This window comes from Pantoea anthophila (assembly GCF_006494375.1).
GTDB classification, from domain to species: domain Bacteria; phylum Pseudomonadota; class Gammaproteobacteria; order Enterobacterales; family Enterobacteriaceae; genus Pantoea; species Pantoea anthophila.
Map to the genome: position 1 here is coordinate 272,833 of NZ_VHIZ01000037.1, position 19,425 is coordinate 292,257.

The window sequence follows — 19,425 nt, forward strand, 5'->3', positions numbered from 1 at the left end:
CACCCGCCAGCCATGAAGAGGCATGCTTCGTCTTTGCATATTTTCTCTTCTTTAACTGCACGTGCTGCGTCACTTTCACGGTTAAGGCCCCGGCATCAGATCAGTAAAACCACAACAAAATCCATCAGCGTGTACGTTCTTCAGTAACGCCGCCATAGTCATTGATGGCAGACCAGCTCACCGGGCCGGCATGGCTGACCGTCCAGTGACGATCTTCACCCGGACCAATCATGCCGGGATCGTTGATCGCCTGATGATTCACGCTCAGCGTATAAAAGGAGACGAAATAGGGCGTCGGGTTATGCGCAATCAGCTGGTTTCCCTGCTGGCGAAACGCGATGTCCTGCCAGGCGTCAGCCGGATTTCCCGCCAGCCCTTTTGGCCGGAAAAAGAGTTTGAATTTCGATTTAATATTGACCTGCAGCTGATTGCTTTTATCGCGCGGTGTGGGTGAAATCGATTTGACATTCAGCCAGAAAACAGACTCCCGATCTTTCGGCAGTGGCATGCCCAGATAATTAATCCTGAGCAGGTTCTCTTTATTGGCATCCAGGCGAAACAGCGGGGGCGTCACAATAAAAGGGACGCGGGTGTGATTATTTTTATCGGCATTCTCGATCCAGGATTCGATCAGATAGGGTGTCGTCTTATCCTGGTTTGTTACCGACAGCGTGGCTTCCTTTTTTCCTTCAGCAAAAATAACCCGGGTCCCTCCCATCACCACACCTGCATGCGCCGCGAGATGAAGCAGACACGCCGAAATGAGCGAAATAATTCTTATTACCTTAATCATAGAGCGTTACGCCATTGAATTACGGAGGGAAAGCAGGGTTGCCCCTGCTATGAATCAGTTATAAACCATCACAAAATTTGATACGGCATTGGCCGCGCCCACATTAATAGCGGCACCGTCACTTTTGTAATCAGCATAGAATTTTAAATCGGCGTGCCCCCCCGTGCTGGCTGCCACTACATCAACGTTTTTGGAGACGGCGCCGATAGCCACCTGAGTCTGACGGTCAGCTTCATAAAGTTTCACGCCGACACCGGACGCCCCGCCGCTGGCAACTTTAAGCAGGGTACTGTCGCCACTGTCTTTATCGCCATCGAACAACACCGCCACTTTTTTGACGGATGTCGGGCAGTCTGTGACTGAAATAGTGAACGGCGTTTCAGTGGTTTCCGTACGGCTTTCGAAATAGGATTTGGCCCATTTACCTAAATCAATACTCTGCTTACTACTGGCGGTTGTCACGTTGCAGGATACATCGGTAATTTCACCGGTAAATTTAACTTCACCACCGGCTCCCTGCGTTCCCGCTGCCGTTCCCGGATTCGTATTAATAGGGGATGGGCCGTCAGTCGGGGTGGCGAATGCTGATCCGGAAATCATAAGGCCCGCCAGCGCCACTGGCAGAATACGTTTTCTGATATTCATCAACTGTTTCTCTTTTCAGAACATGCAAAGTGGCCGCAACCAACCACCAGATGGATAAATATGCATCGATAATAATGCGCCAACATAATAACGCGCTGTTTATTATGTTGCGGGTATATTAATTAAACAAAGGTAGACGAAACTTAAACGAGCAGATTTATCCGGGGCTGAGATTTAATATTGAGGAGGTTAATTGAGCAGGATCAATTCCAGCAATCCCGACTTAAATAGTCGGAAAATAAAAGACAGGATGTGATGAATAATATGATCACTTTAATTACCCATTATATTTTCAAAAAATATTTATGAATTCCAGAATGGGGATCTTTAAGCAGTCCATCGTTAAATCAGGTATGAATGGGCGCTCTGCGCTATGACCCGCAGGGACCTCTCTCCGGTTCAGGCGTCGCCCTTTCTGTTATGTTCACGGCTGAAGCGCACCAGTCCGCTTCACTCAGGGCAGATCGTTATCCAGCGGCGCACGAAAAGCATGGCGGGCAGCCAGCATTAACTGGCTGGCAGTCACGGTGGCAGGTAAACGCCTCAGTATTTTGCAGGCCTGCCAGTAGCAGAGCACCATCACCTCATCCTCCTCTTTTTCCGCCCGTTCAAGCAGACGGGCGCGCAGTGACAGGACATCCAGGGTCTGCTGTTCATCCAGCATGTCTGCGATCGTCTGGTTAATAATGCGATAGAGTGTTTTCCAGGTGAGATCGGTATACAAATTTAGCCTCTTCTAACACGTATCCGCTTCCCGTGTATCCCCGACAGGGAAGTCACAGAAAGGATCTTCTCATTCAGGCGAATGAACGCTGCTGATTAACTATAGCGACTCGCCAGCGGCCGTCCAGAACCCGCGGCGAAGATTGCCAGAACGGATAATTCTAACGATTCAGAGGCCTGCCTGTCGCCTGTTACCTGCGGCTCCGCTTCTGATTGCCGATTTTTGTAACAATTGAGCCCCATTCTTAACTGGCTGCTGTGCCGCAGATTTGCCAGAGTAAAACGACTTCCCGTTACGTTTAAACTTAAGGAGTGGTTAATGAATCAGCACGCTGATGTTCTGGTCTGGGGTCAGGGTCCTGCGGTCTTCGAAGTCTTTCTGGAACCTACCTGTCCGTTTTCCGTTCGCGCTTTCAATAAATTCGACGCCTTACTGGCGCACGCAGGCGAAGAGAACATCACTCTGAAGATCCGTCTGCAATCCCAGCCGTGGCACCTCTATTCGGGTCTCATTGTGCGCTATATCCTCGCCGCGGCCTGCGAAAGTAAAACGGCCGCCAGACAGGTGATGCAGGCCGTTGCCGATCACCGCGAAGAGTTTGAATTTACCGACCACTGCACCGGTCCGAACCGCGATGCCACCCCGAATCAGATTCTGGAACGCCTGAAAACCTACAGTGGCGTCGACGCCATGGCGGCATTTGATCGGCCCGATTTGCAGAATGCCATCAAGTGGCACTGCAAATACGCCCGCCAGAATGGCATTCACGTCTCTCCTACCTTTATGGTCAACGGCCTGGTACAGCCTGATATTAGCAGCGGTGATGACATTGAGCAGTGGGCGAGCTTCCTGAAACGCTAGTTCGTCTCTCCTGAGTCACTGCTTTGCCTGACAGCGACGCTTGTGCACGACATCGGCGGGCGAAACGGCTTATCCCGGAGATTCGCCTGTTTTCCTGCCGGAATGCCGGGTAAGCTGTTCGGCGACAAGCAGCCTGCTCCGCAGATAACGCTGTTGCAGAGAGAACGGCTGCACACCTTTTCGGTGCCTCTGCAATGATGCAGGCAGGCACGCACCCACTTTCATAAGGATTTGCTGATGGCGATGACGCTGGAACAACTGCAGGAAAAATATCCGGATGCGATGGTCGATGCATTTGGTGATTCACCCGAGCTGGCGAACGCGTTAAGTACGCTGATTATTGCGGGTAAAAAAGTGGCCACCTGTGGGTCGGCAGCCAACTGGCAGGATCAGGAAAAACTGCCCCAGCCGGGCGGTTACAGCATTGTTCTCAACGGTGAACAGCAGCCCGTCTGCGTGATCCGCACCACCGGGCTGTTCCTGACGCGCTTTGACCGGGTGACGCCGGAGATGGCGATGCTTGAAGGTGAAGGCGATCTCAGCCTCGACTACTGGCGTCAGGAACATCAGCGATACTTTCAGCGGGAAGGCTCTTTTCACCCTGAGATGGAGCTGATTTTCGAAACGTTCCAGCTGGTCGAGGTGATCTGAACCGGCAGTTACAGCGCCTTTGCCGCCATCAGCGCCAGACGCGTGACCCCGCGTGCGGCAAGATTTTCAGCCGCACGCGCGGCCCGCATTCCGCTGGCGCACACCAGGACCACGCGTCGATCGGCAGGCGGCTGCCAGCCGGCGATCTGCTCTGGCAGAATGCGCAACGCCCCTTCCGCCACGCTGACCGGGGCCTCTTCGGCGCTGCGCAACTCCACAATGCAGTCCTCACCGGTGAGCATGGCCTGGTCGATGAACGGCGTGCCCGGCGCCTCCGGTTCCGGGGCATCGTCAAAGCGGAACTGTCGCATATGCCACGAGGCCAGGTCGCAGTGGATCATACAACCCAGCGGTGAAGGCGTCAGTTTCAGCAATACCGTGAGCACCATCTGTGCCTGCATGGCCCCCAGCGTGGCCACCGCAGGCCCCATAACGCCCGCGGTGTTACAGTCAGCCGATGCAGTGGGCAAGTGCGGAAACAGCGCGCGATAGCCGGGCGCACCGCCGCAGAATCCGCCGACATAGCCTTTACGCCCCAGCACTGAGGCGCAGATCAGCGGCAGGCCGCGCGGATAACAGGCGTCCGAAAGCTGATAGGTAATGGCAAAGTTATCCGCCGCATCCACCACCACATCAATCTCCGCCAGTGCCTGCGGCAGCAGACTGGCGCTCAGTGACTGCGGATGCGCGTCGACTTCACACTCAGGGTTTCGCTGCGCCAGTGCCCGCTGCGCGCAGCGCGCTTTTGGCTGCCCGACATCGTCCACGCCAAACAGCGTCTGCCGGTGAAGGTTGTGCAGTTCAACCCGATCGCCGTCGTAAAGACGAATGAACCCTACCCCGGCACCTGCCAGCAGGGGCAGCAGCGTGGCACTGAGACCGCCCGCGCCCACAACCAGCACCCGCGCCCTGCTCAGTCGCTGCTGCCCCGTATCACCAATTTCCGGTAACATCGTCTGTCGCTGATAACGATCCATTGTCGCTCCTTAACTGAACTGTGCCAGACCAAACAGGGGCGTGGAGGCCGACGCCATATCGCGCTGCTCCATCAGCCCGGCCTGAAACGCCTCATGTCCCCCATGGATCGCGGCGGCAAAGGCACCGGCCATCCGGACCGGATCGCGAGCTTTTGCTACGGCCGTGTTGAGCAACACGCCATCAAAGCCCATCTCCATCGCCTGAGCCGCCTGGCCCGGCGCGCCGATCCCCGCATCAATAATCAGCGGAATATCCTTAAACCAGGCACGCATGGCGCGCAGCCCCTCAATATTGCGCAGTCCCTGGCCGGAGCCAATCGGCGCCCCCCAGGGCATCAGCACTTCACAGCCGGCTTCCAGCAGTTTTTCACCAACAATGAGATCTTCCGTGGTGTAGGGAAACACCTGAAATCCGTCAGCGCAGAGAATGCGGGCGGCTTCCACCAGCGCAAAGGGGTCGGGTTGCAGCGTATCGGCATGACCAATCACCTCCAGCTTGATCCAGGGGGTATCAAACAGTTCACGCGCCATCTGCGCCGTGGTGACCGCCTCCTTTACCGAATGGCAGCCGGCCGTATTCGGCAGAATGCGTTTGTTGAGCTGTTGCAGCAGCGTGCGAAAGGCCGCGCCTTCCTGCCCCTCCCGTCGCAGGCTGACGGTAATGATCTCCGCGCCTGACGCGTCGATCGCCTGATGCAGAATCTCCGGCGAGGGATAACCGGCGGTGCCGAGCAGAAAACGGGATGTCGGTGCAAACTGATAGAACATGATTAACCTCCCTGCATCGGGGACAGAATTTCCAGCTGATTCCCGGCCTCAAGTCGCTGGCTGGCGTACCGGGTGCGCGGCACAAACTCACCGTTCAGGGCGGTGGCGACGGTGCGCGGATCGATCTGCTGCTCCTGCATCAGCTCCGCCAGGGTCGTTGCGTCGGTTTCAATCGCGCGTCCGTTGAGTTCAATTCGCATGGGGTATCTCCTGAGTCAGTCGCCGCATAAGGTTTTCAGCCATTATCGGGGCCAGTAAAAAGCCGTGTCGGTAGAGGCCGTTGAGCGAGAAGCGGCCATTTTCGTAGCGCACCTCCGGCAGATTCTGCCGGTAAGCAGGACGCAACCCGGTACCGCTCTCGACGATCCGTGCTTCAGCCAGCGCCGGATGCAGGCTGTAAGCGGCGCTCAGCAGCTCCATCATCGCTTTCGCGCTAATCGGGCTGCTGTCATGGCTTTCGACCATGGTGGCACCCAGCATGAAGTGCCCATTGGCACGAGGCACCAGATAGCAGGGAAAGCGCGGATGGAGCAGCCGGACGGGACGGGAGAGGCAAATATCGGGGGTATGGAGGATCACCATTTCGCCGCGCACGGCACGCAACGCGGGCTGCTGATCGGCGGCATGGATGCCGCGACAGTCGATAATCTTTCCGCCGGGCTGACCGCTGTGAAACGGCACGCCCGCTTCTTTGAGCGTATCCTGCAGCTGCTGCAGCGCCCGACGCGGGTCGAGATGCGCTTCCCGGGCGAAGAAAAGGCCGCGAGCGAAGCGGTTTTCCAGCGCCGGTTCAACGTCGCCGGGGGCCACCCACTGATGCTGCTGCGTCATGCTGGCAAAACGCGTCAGCTCACGGCTGTCACGCGGCGGTGCAACCACCAGCGTGCCCTGCTGCACCACACCATCCACACGCTTTGCCCACCAGCCCGCGGCATGCTGGCCCCATTCGATCACCTCTGGCGGTGCACTTTCTGCCTCGCACCAGGGCGCGAGCATGCCGCCCGCCCAGTGCGAGGCTGCCCGGCAGTCAGGCTGAGTAATAATTTCGACAGCTTCTCCCCGTTCCGCCAGCAGGGTGGCGACACAGAGTCCGGCGACGCCGCTGCCCAGCACCGACCAGCGGCCCTGGCTGCCCGCCACAGAAGAAGAGAGATTCAGGATTGAGTGGGTCACATTCGCCTCGTTATCCGTTAACGAAGACCCGTGATACAGAGGGAATAGGCAGAAGCGACGCGAATGCGCTCCTGCGGCAAGTATCTGATGCGATACCCGTCTTCCTACGCCAGTATCAACTGGGTCAGGTTCTAAGGGTCGCTGAGCCGCGCGGGTGCGCTATCAGCCTCTCAGTCTCTCCGGCGAGACTCCCCTGACGGGTTTAGTTGTAAGTGAAGCGAACAGCTTCGTCAAGCAGTGTGCAGGAGCGCGACGCAGAAAGAGAGAGACAAGGAAAGATGTCGCTACCGGATCAGAGGTGCGCGGCGACGTCTATAGCAGCGCCTGCAGGGAGTGCGTCACCGCGTCGGTGACTTCCCGAATACGCGGTTCGGCACGGCGATAGTAGGTCCATTTACCCACTTTGCTGGTTTCCACCAGTCCGGCACTCTGCAGGGCTTTCAGGCATAACGAGGTGGCGGGCTGTGATAAGCCCGCCTTGTCCTGGATGAGACTGGCACAGACGCCATACTGGTCGAAGGGATAGAGCTGGGCATAGCCCGCAAACGCTTCGTCAGGGTTTTTGAGCCACATCAGCACGGCCATTCTGGTGGGATTGGCCAGTAACTTCAGGGCCTCTTCGGGTGACATGCCGCCTCACAAAACATCAGGATGGATAAACAGGGTAGTCAGTATACCCTTTCTCCGTTCCGCCATACAGGGAGGTGTGGTCCACCGGATTCAGCGGATTGCCTGCTTTAATCCGCGCGGGCAGATCGGGGTTGGCGATAAAGGTGCGGCCAAAACCAAACAGGTCACCCCAGCCTTTATCCAGCATCCGCTGTGCTTTTTCGGCGGTGTAACGGCCTGAGTAGATAATGGGCGAGCGGAAGGTTTCCCGCAGCGCAATCCGGAAACTCTCCGGCAGGTCAGGACTGTTATCCCAGTCCGCCTCGGCGATAGAGAGATAACCAATTTCCAGCTCATTGAGCAGCTGCGCAGCGCGGATATAAGTCGCATGCGGATCGCGTTCGACCAGGCCCAGATAGACGCGATCTTCGTCCGTGCTGCTGAAAAGCGGGGCAAACCGGACGCCGACACGATGACTGCCAAAGACCGAACTTACTGCTTCAACCACTTCACGCAGAAAACGCAGACGATTCTCAGGCGAGCCACCATATTCATCCGTACGGAAGTTGGTGTGCTCAGAAATAAACTGATTAATCAGATAGCCGTTGGCGGAGTGAAGCTCAACGCCATCGAACCCGGCCACTTTGGCATTTTCCGCCGCCCGCCGGTAAAGCGCCACAATCTCTTTCACTTCCGCGTTCGTCAGCGCCCGCGGCTCGCTGGGCGCGGTTAACATTCCGGCACCCGGTCCGGTTTCAATAAAGACCCGGACGTTATCGGCGGCTATCGCTGACGGCGCAACCGGGGCCTCTTTTCCTGGCTGAAGTTCATTATGGGACACCCGCCCCACGTGCCAGAGCTGGCAAAAAAGAGTGGCACCTTCCTGATGCACTGCTTCGGTGACTTTTTTCCACCCCGCAATCTGCGCGTCACTGTGTATCCCCGGCGTCCATGCATAGCCCTGCCCGCGAGGCTCAATCTGGGTGCCTTCAGTGATCATCAGTCCGGCGCTGGCGCGCTGGCGATAATATTCCACCATCATCGGACCGGGAACATTGCCCGGCTGCTCACTGCGGCAGCGGGTCAGCGGCGGCAGAACGATGCGGTTACGGAGCTGAAGGTCGCCCAGGCTCAGGGGGGTAAAAAGTGATGGCATGACAAAAAATCCTCTGGTGTTTGAAGAGGCGACATTATATTTACACATTTAAATTTGTAAATGTGTTTGCAGGCTTTTTATTTTCCCTGTGCCTGATTTCATCAGGTTATGAGAGACTTATCGCCAGGCGATGAACCCGTGGGGTAGGATTGCTGTTCCGGATGCAGACGCAATTACCCTCATAGCGCATTTACCGGATTTAACAGGGAGCTATCTGTGAACAGGCTAATCTCGTCAGACGCGCTGGGACCACGCATCTGTATTCTCGGGCCTTCTAACAGCGGAAAATCCACGCTGGCTGAGGCCCTGTCACGCAAAACAGGTCTGCCTGTGGTGCACCTGGATCAGTTGCATCATATTCCAGGCAGTCAGTGGGTGCCCAGGGAGCCGGACGTGTTCCTTCGTTTACACGCCGAAGCAGTCAGTCAGGAGAGATGGATCATGGAAGGCAACTACACAAAGTGTATTGAAGCACGGCTCGCCCGGGCCACCGGACTGATTCTTCTGGATGTCAGCGTGCCTTTAGCGCTGCTGCGCTATGTCCGGCGATGCTACTCCTCCACGCCGCGGATCGGGGGACTCAGGACTCACAGAGAGCCGGTAAGCCTGGCGATGATAAATTACATTGCCCGCATCGCCCCTCAGAACCGGAAGCGGCACAGGCAGCTCTATGACTCGCTCACGCTGCCAAAACTGCTGCTCAGTTCTCCTCGCGCCATGAATCTCTGCGCGGAAGAGTGGGGACTTCAGCTAAAACACTCTGGAGCATAACCAGCCAACGGCCAGGAATGCAGACAGAAACCGTCAGAGAAACTATGGCGATTCATCAGCAAGTTTCAGATGGGTCAGCAGCGCCGTCAGCGACGGCACCGGTCCGGCATGGGTGGTTGCTGAGCGGGTCGTGTCCCAGGGCATCGCATCATCGGTGCAGAAGTCGCCGACACACTGCATATCAACCGCCTCATTGAGTAAACCCACCGGAACCCAGACATAAGGCCTGCCCCGCAGCGGGTTGGGCACGGTGGAGCCACAGCGGGTGCAGAAATCGTTGCGATAACCGCTGGCTTTTTGCCATGACGCCAGGTGATCTTCTCCGCCAGTCCAGCGGAACTCCCCCGCTTTCACCAGCGTCGCCAGGTTATAACCGGTTCCGCTCTGCTTTCTGCACAGCGAACAGTGACAACGGTAGTAAAGCGTGGGTGGCGCTGCCAGCTCAAAAACCACCGTTTCACATAAGCACGAGCCTTTCATTTCACCGCCTTGTTGATGTAATGACAGAGGCCACCGCTGCGGATGCCCCCCTGATTGCAGTGACACCCTGGCGAAACCGTTGTTTGCATCAGCACAGGGTGTGCCATTTTCATGCAGAAGTCGCGAACGGCCATCCCCGACTTAGTGGCGACTGAACACCAGTTTCAGCCCCGCCAGCGCAAAGCAGCAGGCTAACAGCGCCTCCAGTCCGCGACGGATGCGGCGATAGAACGCGCTCATCACCGCCGTCGAGAAGAGCAGCGCATATCCGCCGAACACCAGCAGACAGATCGTTGCACAGCCAGCGATGATCAGCGGTACCGTGGAGGCAGCCATATCGGGCTTCAGGGCAAAAGACATGATCGCCACCCAGGTGAGAATCGCCTTGGGATTGCCGACATGCATGAGTATTCCCTGGCGAAACAGTCTGCCCCAGGCGACCCGCTCAGTGCTGGCATCAATGTCTGTCGCTTCCGTGCGGCGCAGGGCCGATTTACCCGCTTTAAATGCCAGCCAGAGCAGATATAACCCGCCGCCAACCTTCAATACAATCAGCAACTTTGCGAAGGTGGCCAGCACCGTCAGCACGCCACAGGCGGCCAGCAGCGCCCAGATCATGGAGCCGCTCACCACACCTGCTGCCAGCGCCAGGGCGGCTCCCCTGCCCTTTTTCATCGCCGTTCCCATTATCGCCATATTGCTGGGACCCGGGCTGGCCGTGGCGACAAAGTAGGTGGTGAAAATCAGGAGTAATTCATGCGAAAGCGCCATAACTGCCTCTGAGATTGATTGTTATCAATCTGTTATATCGGTTGTGGCGAACATTTACCAGTGATGCTGTCGTCCACCTGATGGGCGGAATCTCATTCAGCGGGGATAAAGATCAGGTCGGATGAGAGTCCGGATGAAATCCGGCAGGTTGAGCGGTTTATATGCGCATTTGTCATCGCGCACGGGCGCAGTGCTGAAGAGGTTTAGCGGGAAATGAGACGGGCAAAAGCAGGATTAAGAGTCAGTCCGGCCGATCGCATTGTGAAAATGAAATCATTCGCCGGACTGAACGGGCTCAGGAAGCGCTTATTTGCCCAGAATTTCTCTGCGGACAATCTCTGCGCCTGCGCTCAATGCGTTGAGCTTGCCATTGGCAACATGACGCGGCAGCGGGATCATGCCGCAGTTGGTCGAAGGGTAGAGATTTTCGGCATCCACAAACTGCAACGCCTTGCGCAGCGTACTGGCGACCTCTTCCGGCGTCTCAATATTATGGGTTGCCACATCGATGGCGCCGACCATCACTTTTTTACCGCGAATCAGCTCGATCAAATCCATCGGCACCCGCGAGTTCTGGCACTCCAGCGAGACGATATCGATCGATGAGCGCTGCAGTTTCGGGAAGACCTCTTCATACTGGCGCCACTCGGTTCCCAGCGTTTTCTTCCAGTCGGTGTTCGCTTTGATGCCATAGCCATAGCAGATATGCACCGCGGTTTCACACTTCAGCCCTTCGACAGCGCGCTCTAGTGCCGCAATACCCCAGTCGTTAACCTCGTCGAAAAAGACGTTAAAAGCCGGCTCATCAAACTGAATAATATCCACGCCTGCGGCTTCCAGCTCTTTTGCTTCCTGGTTGAGGATTTTTGCAAATTCCCACGCCAGTTTTTCGCGACTTTTGTAGTGGTTGTCGTAGAGGGTATCGATCATGGTCATCGGCCCCGGCAGCGCCCATTTAATCGGACGATCGGTCAGCTTACGTAAAACCTTTGCATCTTCGACAAAGACCGGCTTCTGGCGCGAGACTTCACCCACCACGGTCGGGACGCTGGCATCATAACGATTGCGGATACGCACCACTTCGCGCTTTTCAAAATCCACGCCGCTGAGGTGTTCGATAAAGGTCGTGACGAAGTGCTGACGGGTTTGCTCACCATCACTGACGATATCGATCCCAGCCCGCACCTGATCGTCCAGGCAGAGACGCAGCGCATCTAATTTACCCGCCACTAACTCATCATCCTGCAGTTTCCAGGGTGACCAGAGCACCTCTGGCTGTGCGATCCAGGAGGGTTTTGGCAGGCTGCCAGCAGTGGATGTCGGTAATAAGGTTTTCATAACAGGTGACCTTTTAATTTTAATTAAAGAACGGATTCAGCGGACCATTGCGCCAGCAGGGTCTGGTTAGGCTTAATGAAATGGGCCTCAGTAAATTTCCCCTGCTCAACAGCCAGCCGGCTGCGCTCTTCACGATCGTAAACAATCCGGGTTAAAGAGTAATCCTGATGCTGCAGCGTCGGCTGATAGCAGTGACCGGCAGCGGAATTCGCGTTATAGATTTCAGGGCGATAGATCTTCTGGAACGTTTCCATAGTGCTGATAGTGCCGATCAGCTCAAGGTCGGTGTAATCGCTGAGCAGATCACCGTGGAAATAGAACGCCAGCGGCGCAACGCTGCCCTGCGGCATAAAGAAACGCACTTTCAGGCCCATTTTCCCGAAGTAGAAATCGGTCAGTGAGGGCGCATCCTGCTGATATTCAATGCCCAGGATGGGATGCTGATTGCCGGTACGCACATAGGTGTTTTTGCTGGACACGCTCAGGCAGATAACCGGTGATTTGCTGAAATTATCTTTATAGACCGCTGAGTTAACGAAGCTTTTAAAAATGTTGCCGTGCAGCTGGCCAAAATCAGCGGGCGTGCTGAATTCAGTCTGCCCTTTATTAAAATCTGCCAGCACCACGCTGAAATCATAATCGCGCACGTAGGATGAGAAATTATTTCCCACAATGCCCTCGCTGCGCTCACCGGTGTGATGATCCACGATATAAGTTTTTAAAATTTCGATAGCCGGAAACGCTTCGCCGTCAGCGCCACCCTGAAGATTCAGCTCCGCAGAAATGATCTCCAGTTCAACGGAATAGCGGTCAGCCTTTGGATTGTCCCAGTGCGCCAGCGAGTTAAAACGATTATCGATCATCACCAGGGCGTTGCGCAGATTTTCCTGACGCTTTTCGCCACGCGCTAAATTCGCAAAGTTCGTCGTCGCGCGCGTATTTTTTGAAGGGTTATAGTTTTCGTCGAAACGAATACGCTTGATGGTAAAGGCAAAATCGTTGTTCATCGCTATCGGGTATCCTGGTCGCTGATATGAATTGTTGCTGAGAGGGTTATGCAGCTTTGCTATCCCTTAACAAGCATTCATATTTCTCAAAGTTATTAACAATTCTTACTTTATGCCTCAACGGGCGGGTGAAAAAAAGTGATTAAATTTCAACGAACATGAAGGAAATTCATGTAGAGACGCGAAAGCGGGGGGATTTTTCACGATCGGGCGGGACATTCATTTACCCGCACCCGTACGCGGGCCTGTCACCTTCGCACAGAACCCGGCGTCGCGGCAAATCTGCACGGGTGCCGGGCTTATCTCACCAGCGGTAACCTTACCGCTGGTGCGCTGCGCTAAATCTTATAAAAATCATCGCAGAATGCTTTTCGCGCACCCGATTTCAGGGAAAGCCTGTGCGCCGCCTCTTTCATCAGTTTACCCAGACCGCCGTCGCGCTTCGCCTCTGTCAGGCGTGAGGCGGGTCCGGTCAGGGCCAGGGCCGCGAGCATATTGTCGCCCTCACCAAACACCGGAAGTGATAATGAGGCGATATGCGGATCGCGGATACCAGAGGTAAACAACGGAAGTTCCGGCTGAGTCTCAAACAGCGGTTCTCTGCGTCCCCAGCAGCGAAGCACCTTTCCGATGGCTGAATTGTCCAGCGGCAGAAACGTTCCGGGCAGACGCGTTTCCCGCAAGCCTTCTGACGGTTCCGCGCGGAACAGACAGAGTCGCTGATCCTTCTCGATGACATACCAGGTGGCGCTTTCACCCGTGGCCGTCGCCAGGGCATGTAGCTCAGGCTGGACGATAGTGGCAAGATGAAAGGATTGTTCATAGAGCTTGCCCAGATAGAGCAGTCTCGGTCCCAGGGTATAAACCCCGTTGTCGCGCCGGATGACGTAATTCATGCGTTCCAGTGAGTTCATCAGGCGATAAACCGTCGTTTTGTGATACCCGGAAAGCTGGGCCAGCGCGGTCAGCGTGAGTGACTCTTCGCCAGGCCTGAAACAATCCAGTAGCGCCAGCGCTTTTTCTACGGCAATTACGCCTTCATTCCCCATTAGCAGGTTCTCCTGTTTGCGACGGCAGGCAGTTTACCCTGTAATTTGTGATTCACATCGTATTTACATCACAAATGAATGCTTAACACTGGTGTGATCCAAATTAACATAGATATAGTAGTTTTATATTGTACAACAAAGTTGTACCTGGTAAAACGAAAGAGGATGATCTATGCCACATGCAGATAATACCTTCATCAATCGCGACATTACCCGTATCGCGCCAGAGCTCGTAAAACAGGCTGCTCAGTTTCAGGCCGCGATACTGGCAGATGTTGCCGGGCGACGCGGAACGCTGCACGGACGCGTAAAACCGCTTTCCCACACCATGAAAGTTGCCGGTCCCGCTATCACCGTTGAAGTCAGACCGGGTGACAACCTCGCTATCCACGCCGCACTGGCTATTGCCCAGCCGGGCGATGTGATTGTGGTTGATGGCAAAGGCGACATCAGCTGCGCATTAATCGGCGAAATTATGTCTACTCAGGCGCAGGCCTCTGGCATTGCCGGGATTATTATCGATGGCGCGGTTCGTGATGCCGATGCACTGAGCACCAATGGCTTCCCGGTATTTGCCGCGGGCCTGAACCCGTGCGGCCCGACCAAATCGGTTGCGGGACGGGTTAACTTCCCTGTTTCAGTAGCAGGCGCAGCGATTCAGCCGGGCGATCTGGTGATTGGCGATATCGATGGCGTGGTTGTGCTGCCTCGTGAAGCCGTTCCGGCCCTGATCGAACTGGCGCAGAAAAAACTGGATTTCGAAACCAGCCGCATCGCCGCCATTCGCGATGGCGATCTCCGCGCGCCCTGGTTAGAGAAAGCGCTGCTTACGGCTGGCATGCTGGTTGACGGGGAGGTGCTGTAATGACGACCTCTTCTCCTGTCATTCTGGTCACCGCCAGCGATCTGGCACCGCAGGCAGTGAGCCTGCTCGACGATTTCACGATTGTGTATGCAGGCAAACAACCGGGCGAAGAGACTCTGGTTCAGCTCTGCCAGCAGCACAACCCGGTGGGGATCATCGTCCGCTATGGCAAGATTAACGCCCGCATCATGGACGCCGCCCCCGCTCTGCGCGTTATCTCCAAACACGGCAGTGGCATCGATGTCATCGATCAGAAAGCCGCCGCTGAGCGTCATATCAGTGTTCAGTCGGCCCCGGGTGCCAACGCGGCTGCCGTGTCAGAGCACGCCTGGGCGCTGATCCTGGCCTGCGCTAAATCGGTAATCCCCCTTGATCAACGCATGCGTCAGGGACACTGGGATAAATCGACCCACAAATCCGTGGAGCTGGAGGGCAGAACCCTCGGGCTGGTGGGTCTGGGGGCGATAGGGGGTCGCGTGGCCCGTATCGGCCGCGCTTTTGGCATGAACGTTCTGGCCTATGATCCCTATGCGCGCACTTTCCCGGATGAGTGTGTCTCCTCTTCGCTGGACGATCTGCTGCGGCAGTCAGATGTGATTTCATTGCACTGCCCGCTGACAGAACAGACCCAAAAGATGATCAACGCAGAGTCGCTGGCGTTGTGTAAAAAAGGCGCCATTCTGGTGAATACGGCTCGCGGGGGGCTGATCGATGATGAAGCCCTGATCGCGGCACTGAATGACGGCACGATCGCCTCGGCGGCGCTGGACAGCTTTGCCACAGAACCGCTGACCGCCCCGCATATCTGGCAGAATGTCGACAACGTGGTTCTGTCGCCACACATTGGTGGCGTCAGTGATAACTCCTACGTGAAGATGGGCACCGTGGCAGCCACAAACGTGCTGAACGTGCTGGCAGAACCGGTGAAAGACGAAAGTCCGGTTTCCTGATCGGCTTTTTCTGACCGGCTAAACAGGCGCCTGGGCCGTTTAGCCGGTTTTTTTATGCGTTCTCTCTTTTGCCTGGCTTTCAGGCTATGCCCTTGCCGCTTTACCGCCCTGGCCTATGAAACTTCCTCTCTGCCCTCTCTGTGGCCTGCCATACACTGACAGACGCGCTCAGCATTCAGATGCCACATCACGCCACTCCAGCTTTAAACACCCGCAGATAGCGTCACCTGTCCCTGCAGGGTCAGAGTCATTGTCAGCACCTCCCTTCTGGCTGAACAACCGCTCCTTACACCACTCTTCCTCCAGCCGAGAATGAGTTCCTGCATACGGCCCGCTTTCGTCAGATGGCATTCAAAGGGGATGACAACCCGCCACAGGCTTACAGGAGCGCCAGGCGTGGCTCAGTGAAAAGATGGGCGAGTTAACATGGCTGTTGAGTAAGCGAGGGGGTGTTGCACACAAAGAGATCGATCAGGAAAAAGAGGCAGCAGGAGGATGAGTGAAGGGAGAAGCCCGGAGACGCGGCGAGCAGCGTCACCGGGCTGACAACGTTATTTACTGACGGGTGAAGCGGTATTCTCAACTTCAATGTTTAATTTTTTGGTGCGTCCCATAACCAGCACGGCGATGCCGCCGACGCTGCACAGCACAGCCAGTGGCAGCATTGCCAGGGTGTGACTGCCGGTGGCCTGATTGATGATGCCGTAAACGTTAACCATCAATCCTCCGCCAATCAGGTTAGCCATCGCCCCGATAGCAGCAAGACCCGCCGCAGCCGTCGTGGATGACATCCAGCCCGAAGCCAGCGCCCAGAAAGGACCTTTCATTGAGTAAGCACCAATCAGCACCAGCGACAGAATCACGACGCTGCCGGTCAGCGTGTTGGTCAGGAATGCAGAGAGCAGACCGCCTGCGATTAAAAACAGCGTCAGCGCGGTGTGCCAGCGACGTTCGCCGCTGCGGTCAGAGCTTCTGCCCCAGACAATCATCAGAACAGAAGCCAGACCGTAAGGGATCGCATTTACTAAACCGGTCGTGAAGTTGTCCAGACCGAAAGATTTCAGCAACTGCGGAGACCAGACGCTCAGCGTTGAACCTGCCGCCGAGGCACCTGCATAAATCAGCGCCATTACCCAGATATGTTTATGGCGCAGCAGCTTCCACAGGGAGATATGACCAATCGCTTTTTTCTTCGCGTTTTCCGCTTCCAGCGTGGTATTCAGCCAGGCTTTCTGCTCCTGATTCAGCCAGCTGGCATCAGAGGGGCGGTTGCTCAGCATGAAGAAAGCGGCCACACCCAGCACCACGGCCGGAATGCCTTCCAGGATGAACAGCCAGTGCCAGCCGCGCATGCCCAGCCAGCCATCGAGTGACAGAATCAGACCTGAGATAGGTGAGCCGATAAAGTTCGCGGCAGGGATAGCCACCATGAAGGTCGCGATGACGCGTGCACGGTATTTGCCAGGGATCCAGTAGGTCAGATAAAGAATGACGCCCGGGAAAAATCCTGCCTCAGCGGCACCCAGTAAGAAGCGCAGAACATAGAGCGTATTGGCGCTTTCGACGAAGGCCGTACAGACCGAGATGATGCCCCAGGAGACCATGATGCGCGAGATCCAGATCTTTGCACCAATCTTCTGCATCGCAAGGTTGCTGGGGACTTCAAACAGGAAGTAGCCGACGAAAAACAGGCTGCTCGCCAGGCCAAACACCGCTTTCGACAACCCCAGATCTTCGTTCATCTGCAATGAAGCCATGCCTATGTTGCCGCGGTCAATAATGGCAATCAGATAACAGACAATCAGAAATGGCAAAATGCGCCAGACCACCTTTTTTACGGTCTGCTGCTCGATATCGGCAGAGAAAGTCGTGATGTGCTGTTTTTCAGACATGATGATCCTCACATTTTTGTCATCGTTTTGCGCGTGATACGCAAAACGCATTGTTGTACTCTGTAAAACATTAATGTACTCAGTAAAACCATTATCACGATAAAAAAGCGTCTCCGCCGGAAGATGTAATCAGGTTGTGTTATTTGTCACAAAAAAGTATTCAGCACATCTGGTTTATGTGACGAGCAAGTCGTTACCAGGATAAAGACCGGACAGATTTTTTGCGGGGCTGGTGCGACGGGAGAGAGTAATGAGAACAAAGGGCGTCATCCAGGGATAATTGTCGAAGATTACCCCGAATCCCTGTCTGACAGAGGTGTGGTGCAGTTCAGAAGCGACTAGCGGAGGAGTCTGAGCCCTCTTTGCACGATATCCCGGAACGTTTCACATTGCATATGTTCCTGTTCCTGACAGCGGGCAACATGCTTAAGCCCCCGACTTAGCCGCTTTAACTGGCGAAGGGTGCTATCAATTTCTCTGGCTCGAAGAAGAAGAAGCTCCCGGTCGATAGCTATACAGCCTTGCTCATTCAGCATCGTGGCTATTTCATCAAGAGTAAATCCGGCAGCCTTTCCCAGCGCAATCAGCTCCAGTTTAACCAGAACATTGCTGTGGTACTGCCTTCTGAGACCGTTGCGACCCACAGCCCTGATTAGCCCTTTCTTCTCATAAAAACGTAAGGCTGAAGGTGGCACACCTGAAAGGTCTGCGACATCCCGTATATCCAGTTCTTCCATCGTTGACTTAAACCTGACTTTAAGTTGCACACTGCCAACCAGCTTATCATTCCAGACAGCAAGGATACCAAATATGGACAGCATGACTTTTTTTCAGACCCTTATCAGCGGTGTCGGCGCAACGGTTGTTATGGATCTCTGGTCACTCTTCCAGAAGTACATTATTAAAATTGCCCCTTTAAATTATGCGCTGGCAGGCCGCTGGATTCTGTGGATACCAAAAGGAAAGTTCCGGCATAACACGATCATCTCAACAGCTCCGGTGCAGGGAGAACGTGTCACTGGCTGGTTATTTCATTATCTGACAGGAATACTTTTTGCTTTTATACCGCTTATTCTGGATGGATCGACCTGGTTTCATGATCCCTCATTCAGGACGGCTCTGCTGACTGGTCTGTTGACGCTATTCGCTCCCTTTATCGTGCTTCAGCCCGCGCTGGGTTTTGGCTTCGCGGCATCGCGGACGCCCCGACCCTGGCGAGCCCGACTGCTTAGCCTTCTTACGCATATAGCGTATGGATGCGGACTCTCAATCACAACCTTGCTTATTTATTAGCGTCGGATGGAGGCTCTGCCTGAAACGCGCTGCATTTGATGTAACTGCATTCTCCTGACCGAAAACGGCGAGTGGCTCCTGAAAGTTTTCGTTAAAGTCATGACTGAGGGTGTAATGATGACAACCAGAGAGGACAGGATGAACTACAGGATTTCAGGCCTGAAAGCAGAGCCGTTTACTCATCTTTATGGACAGAGCGAAAGTTATCTGAAAAAGCATAATGCAATTCGACAAACGGTAGAGTGCTATCCTGGTTATCCCGACAGAATTTCATTGTGCGACATCCCCGTCGGTGAAACCGCTTTGTTGATCAATCATATTTATCAGCCTGCAGACTCACCCTATTTTGGCACCCATGCGATCTATATCTGGGAGGGGTGCACCCGACAGGGCATTTACCTTAACGAATTACCCGAAGTCATGCGCAACAGAACACTGTCATTACGGGCCTATGACGAAAAACATTTTTTACAACTGGCGGATATTGTGGAGGGAAAAGGGGCTGAAGATCTCATTGCGCAATTTTTTAACGATCCTCAGGTAAGCTATATCCAGATACACAATGCAAAACGCGGATGCTATTCCTGCTGCGCTGAAAGATGTGAATGAAGAACCAACGCTCACGTGGCGCTATCCTGAAATCTTCATCAGC

General features: G+C 55.0%; 23 protein-coding genes and 1 riboswitch. Of the genes, 7 read left to right on the forward strand and 16 right to left on the reverse strand.

All coding sequences use genetic code 11. From position 1 onward, the window contains the following. Positions 1-124: 124 nt before the first annotated feature. From FJW00_RS08415 to FJW00_RS08425, 3 genes are all read right to left on the reverse strand, one after another. Entirely contained in the window at positions 125-793 is a 669-nt protein-coding gene (locus tag FJW00_RS08415) for a fimbrial biogenesis chaperone (RefSeq protein WP_033736783.1), read from the reverse strand. A gap of 54 nt (positions 794-847) precedes the next feature. Next, the gene (locus FJW00_RS08420) at positions 848-1,438 is read right to left on the reverse strand and encodes a fimbrial protein (protein ID WP_009093091.1); all 591 of its coding nucleotides are present in this window, start codon (positions 1,436-1,438) and stop codon (positions 848-850) included. A 454-nt stretch (positions 1,439-1,892) separates the two neighbouring features. Next, the gene (locus tag FJW00_RS08425) at positions 1,893-2,162 is read right to left on the reverse strand and encodes a hypothetical protein (RefSeq protein WP_046102883.1); all 270 of its coding nucleotides are present in this window, start codon (positions 2,160-2,162) and stop codon (positions 1,893-1,895) included. Positions 2,163-2,480: 318 nt separating this feature from the next. Here FJW00_RS08425 and FJW00_RS08430 point away from each other — a divergent pair, with 318 nt between their 5' ends. Beyond that, positions 2,481-3,023, forward strand: a complete 543-nt coding sequence (locus tag FJW00_RS08430) for a DsbA family protein (protein ID WP_140923539.1) — start codon at positions 2,481-2,483, stop codon at positions 3,021-3,023. 237 nt (positions 3,024-3,260) lie between these two features. Beyond that, positions 3,261-3,674: an ASCH domain-containing protein gene (locus FJW00_RS08435; RefSeq protein ID WP_009093094.1), complete on the forward strand. Its 414-nt coding sequence runs from the start codon at positions 3,261-3,263 to the stop codon at positions 3,672-3,674. Between the two features lie 8 nt (positions 3,675-3,682). Here the strand turns inward: FJW00_RS08435 and FJW00_RS08440 are convergent, their stop codons facing one another. The 6 genes from FJW00_RS08440 to FJW00_RS08465 all read right to left on the reverse strand — a co-directional run bounded on the left by FJW00_RS08440 (position 3,683) and on the right by FJW00_RS08465 (position 8,357). Then, positions 3,683-4,651, reverse strand: a complete 969-nt coding sequence (locus FJW00_RS08440; protein ID WP_140923541.1) for a HesA/MoeB/ThiF family protein — start codon at positions 4,649-4,651, stop codon at positions 3,683-3,685. Between the two features lie 9 nt (positions 4,652-4,660). Next, a complete protein-coding gene (locus FJW00_RS08445) occupies positions 4,661-5,419 on the reverse strand; it encodes a thiazole synthase (RefSeq protein WP_140923543.1) in 759 nt (252 codons plus the stop codon). A gap of 2 nt (positions 5,420-5,421) precedes the next feature. Beyond that, positions 5,422-5,619: a sulfur carrier protein ThiS gene (gene thiS, locus FJW00_RS08450; RefSeq protein ID WP_140923545.1), complete on the reverse strand. Its 198-nt coding sequence runs from the start codon at positions 5,617-5,619 to the stop codon at positions 5,422-5,424. Further along, entirely contained in the window at positions 5,609-6,592 is a 984-nt protein-coding gene (locus tag FJW00_RS08455; protein ID WP_181405366.1) for an FAD-dependent oxidoreductase, read from the reverse strand. The genes thiS and FJW00_RS08455 overlap by 11 nt, the downstream gene beginning before the upstream one ends. A gap of 84 nt (positions 6,593-6,676) precedes the next feature. Beyond that, a riboswitch (TPP riboswitch) is annotated at positions 6,677-6,797 on the reverse strand. 107 nt (positions 6,798-6,904) lie between these two features. After that, a complete protein-coding gene (locus FJW00_RS08460; protein ID WP_009093099.1) occupies positions 6,905-7,222 on the reverse strand; it encodes an ArsR/SmtB family transcription factor in 318 nt (105 codons plus the stop codon). A 16-nt stretch (positions 7,223-7,238) separates the two neighbouring features. Then, positions 7,239-8,357, reverse strand: a complete 1,119-nt coding sequence (locus FJW00_RS08465) for an alkene reductase (RefSeq protein ID WP_140923547.1) — start codon at positions 8,355-8,357, stop codon at positions 7,239-7,241. Positions 8,358-8,798: 441 nt separating this feature from the next. Here FJW00_RS08465 and FJW00_RS22680 point away from each other — a divergent pair, with 441 nt between their 5' ends. Next, entirely contained in the window at positions 8,799-9,128 is a 330-nt protein-coding gene (locus FJW00_RS22680; RefSeq protein ID WP_309147966.1) for a DNA topology modulation protein FlaR, read from the forward strand. A gap of 42 nt (positions 9,129-9,170) precedes the next feature. Here the strand turns inward: FJW00_RS22680 and FJW00_RS08475 are convergent, their stop codons facing one another. From FJW00_RS08475 to FJW00_RS08495, 5 genes are all read right to left on the reverse strand, one after another. Beyond that, positions 9,171-9,608, reverse strand: a complete 438-nt coding sequence (locus FJW00_RS08475) for a GFA family protein (RefSeq protein WP_140923551.1) — start codon at positions 9,606-9,608, stop codon at positions 9,171-9,173. 141 nt (positions 9,609-9,749) lie between these two features. Then, a complete protein-coding gene (locus FJW00_RS08480; RefSeq protein ID WP_009093104.1) occupies positions 9,750-10,379 on the reverse strand; it encodes a LysE family translocator in 630 nt (209 codons plus the stop codon). Between the two features lie 306 nt (positions 10,380-10,685). After that, entirely contained in the window at positions 10,686-11,717 is a 1,032-nt protein-coding gene (locus FJW00_RS08485; protein ID WP_009093105.1) for a methionine synthase, read from the reverse strand. Between the two features lie 23 nt (positions 11,718-11,740). Then, complete coding sequence (locus FJW00_RS08490; RefSeq protein ID WP_140923553.1) at positions 11,741-12,724, reverse strand: DUF1852 domain-containing protein; 984 nt, start codon at positions 12,722-12,724, stop codon at positions 11,741-11,743. 338 nt (positions 12,725-13,062) lie between these two features. Then, complete coding sequence (locus tag FJW00_RS08495) at positions 13,063-13,773, reverse strand: IclR family transcriptional regulator (protein WP_009093107.1); 711 nt, start codon at positions 13,771-13,773, stop codon at positions 13,063-13,065. A gap of 172 nt (positions 13,774-13,945) precedes the next feature. Between FJW00_RS08495 and FJW00_RS08500 the strand changes: the two genes are divergently transcribed. Then, a complete protein-coding gene (locus FJW00_RS08500; RefSeq protein ID WP_046102875.1) occupies positions 13,946-14,638 on the forward strand; it encodes an RraA family protein in 693 nt (230 codons plus the stop codon). Beyond that, the gene (locus FJW00_RS08505) at positions 14,638-15,588 is read left to right on the forward strand and encodes a hydroxyacid dehydrogenase (RefSeq protein ID WP_140923555.1); all 951 of its coding nucleotides are present in this window, start codon (positions 14,638-14,640) and stop codon (positions 15,586-15,588) included. The genes FJW00_RS08500 and FJW00_RS08505 overlap by 1 nt, the downstream gene beginning before the upstream one ends. Before the next feature lie 551 nt (positions 15,589-16,139). Here the strand turns inward: FJW00_RS08505 and FJW00_RS08510 are convergent. Continuing rightward, the gene (locus tag FJW00_RS08510; RefSeq protein ID WP_033736842.1) at positions 16,140-17,480 is read right to left on the reverse strand and encodes an MFS transporter; all 1,341 of its coding nucleotides are present in this window, start codon (positions 17,478-17,480) and stop codon (positions 16,140-16,142) included. A 338-nt stretch (positions 17,481-17,818) separates the two neighbouring features. Continuing rightward, complete coding sequence (locus FJW00_RS08515; RefSeq protein WP_140923716.1) at positions 17,819-18,217, reverse strand: MerR family transcriptional regulator; 399 nt, start codon at positions 18,215-18,217, stop codon at positions 17,819-17,821. 73 nt (positions 18,218-18,290) lie between these two features. Here FJW00_RS08515 and FJW00_RS08520 point away from each other — a divergent pair, with 73 nt between their 5' ends. Continuing rightward, a complete protein-coding gene (locus FJW00_RS08520) occupies positions 18,291-18,773 on the forward strand; it encodes a DUF2938 domain-containing protein (protein ID WP_140923557.1) in 483 nt (160 codons plus the stop codon). Positions 18,774-18,911: 138 nt separating this feature from the next. Then, positions 18,912-19,382: a DUF1203 domain-containing protein gene (locus FJW00_RS08525; RefSeq protein WP_140923718.1), complete on the forward strand. Its 471-nt coding sequence runs from the start codon at positions 18,912-18,914 to the stop codon at positions 19,380-19,382. Positions 19,383-19,425: the final 43 nt, after the last annotated feature.

Coding starts and splice junctions, on each gene's coding strand:
- FJW00_RS08495 (WP_009093107.1), bottom strand. CDS start 13,773: ATGGGGAATGAAGGCGTAATTGCCGTAGAAAAAGCGCTGGCGCTACTG.
- FJW00_RS08520 (WP_140923557.1), top strand. CDS start 18,291: ATGGACAGCATGACTTTTTTTCAGACCCTTATCAGCGGTGTCGGCGCA.
- FJW00_RS08465 (WP_140923547.1), bottom strand. CDS start 8,357: ATGCCATCACTTTTTACCCCCCTGAGCCTGGGCGACCTTCAGCTCCGT.
- FJW00_RS08430 (WP_140923539.1), top strand. CDS start 2,481: ATGAATCAGCACGCTGATGTTCTGGTCTGGGGTCAGGGTCCTGCGGTC.
- FJW00_RS08435 (WP_009093094.1), top strand. CDS start 3,261: ATGGCGATGACGCTGGAACAACTGCAGGAAAAATATCCGGATGCGATG.
- FJW00_RS08500 (WP_046102875.1), top strand. CDS start 13,946: ATGCCACATGCAGATAATACCTTCATCAATCGCGACATTACCCGTATC.
- FJW00_RS08440 (WP_140923541.1), bottom strand. CDS start 4,651: ATGGATCGTTATCAGCGACAGACGATGTTACCGGAAATTGGTGATACG.
- FJW00_RS08525 (WP_140923718.1), top strand. CDS start 18,912: ATGAACTACAGGATTTCAGGCCTGAAAGCAGAGCCGTTTACTCATCTT.
- FJW00_RS08420 (WP_009093091.1), bottom strand. CDS start 1,438: ATGAATATCAGAAAACGTATTCTGCCAGTGGCGCTGGCGGGCCTTATG.
- FJW00_RS08510 (WP_033736842.1), bottom strand. CDS start 17,480: ATGTCTGAAAAACAGCACATCACGACTTTCTCTGCCGATATCGAGCAG.
- thiS (WP_140923545.1), bottom strand. CDS start 5,619: ATGCGAATTGAACTCAACGGACGCGCGATTGAAACCGACGCAACGACC.
- FJW00_RS08480 (WP_009093104.1), bottom strand. CDS start 10,379: ATGGCGCTTTCGCATGAATTACTCCTGATTTTCACCACCTACTTTGTC.
- FJW00_RS08490 (WP_140923553.1), bottom strand. CDS start 12,724: ATGAACAACGATTTTGCCTTTACCATCAAGCGTATTCGTTTCGACGAA.
- FJW00_RS08505 (WP_140923555.1), top strand. CDS start 14,638: ATGACGACCTCTTCTCCTGTCATTCTGGTCACCGCCAGCGATCTGGCA.
- FJW00_RS08475 (WP_140923551.1), bottom strand. CDS start 9,608: ATGAAAGGCTCGTGCTTATGTGAAACGGTGGTTTTTGAGCTGGCAGCG.
- FJW00_RS08485 (WP_009093105.1), bottom strand. CDS start 11,717: ATGAAAACCTTATTACCGACATCCACTGCTGGCAGCCTGCCAAAACCC.
- FJW00_RS08460 (WP_009093099.1), bottom strand. CDS start 7,222: ATGTCACCCGAAGAGGCCCTGAAGTTACTGGCCAATCCCACCAGAATG.
- FJW00_RS08515 (WP_140923716.1), bottom strand. CDS start 18,217: ATGGAAGAACTGGATATACGGGATGTCGCAGACCTTTCAGGTGTGCCA.
- FJW00_RS08415 (WP_033736783.1), bottom strand. CDS start 793: ATGATTAAGGTAATAAGAATTATTTCGCTCATTTCGGCGTGTCTGCTT.
- FJW00_RS22680 (WP_309147966.1), top strand. CDS start 8,799: ATGGAAGGCAACTACACAAAGTGTATTGAAGCACGGCTCGCCCGGGCC.
- FJW00_RS08445 (WP_140923543.1), bottom strand. CDS start 5,419: ATGTTCTATCAGTTTGCACCGACATCCCGTTTTCTGCTCGGCACCGCC.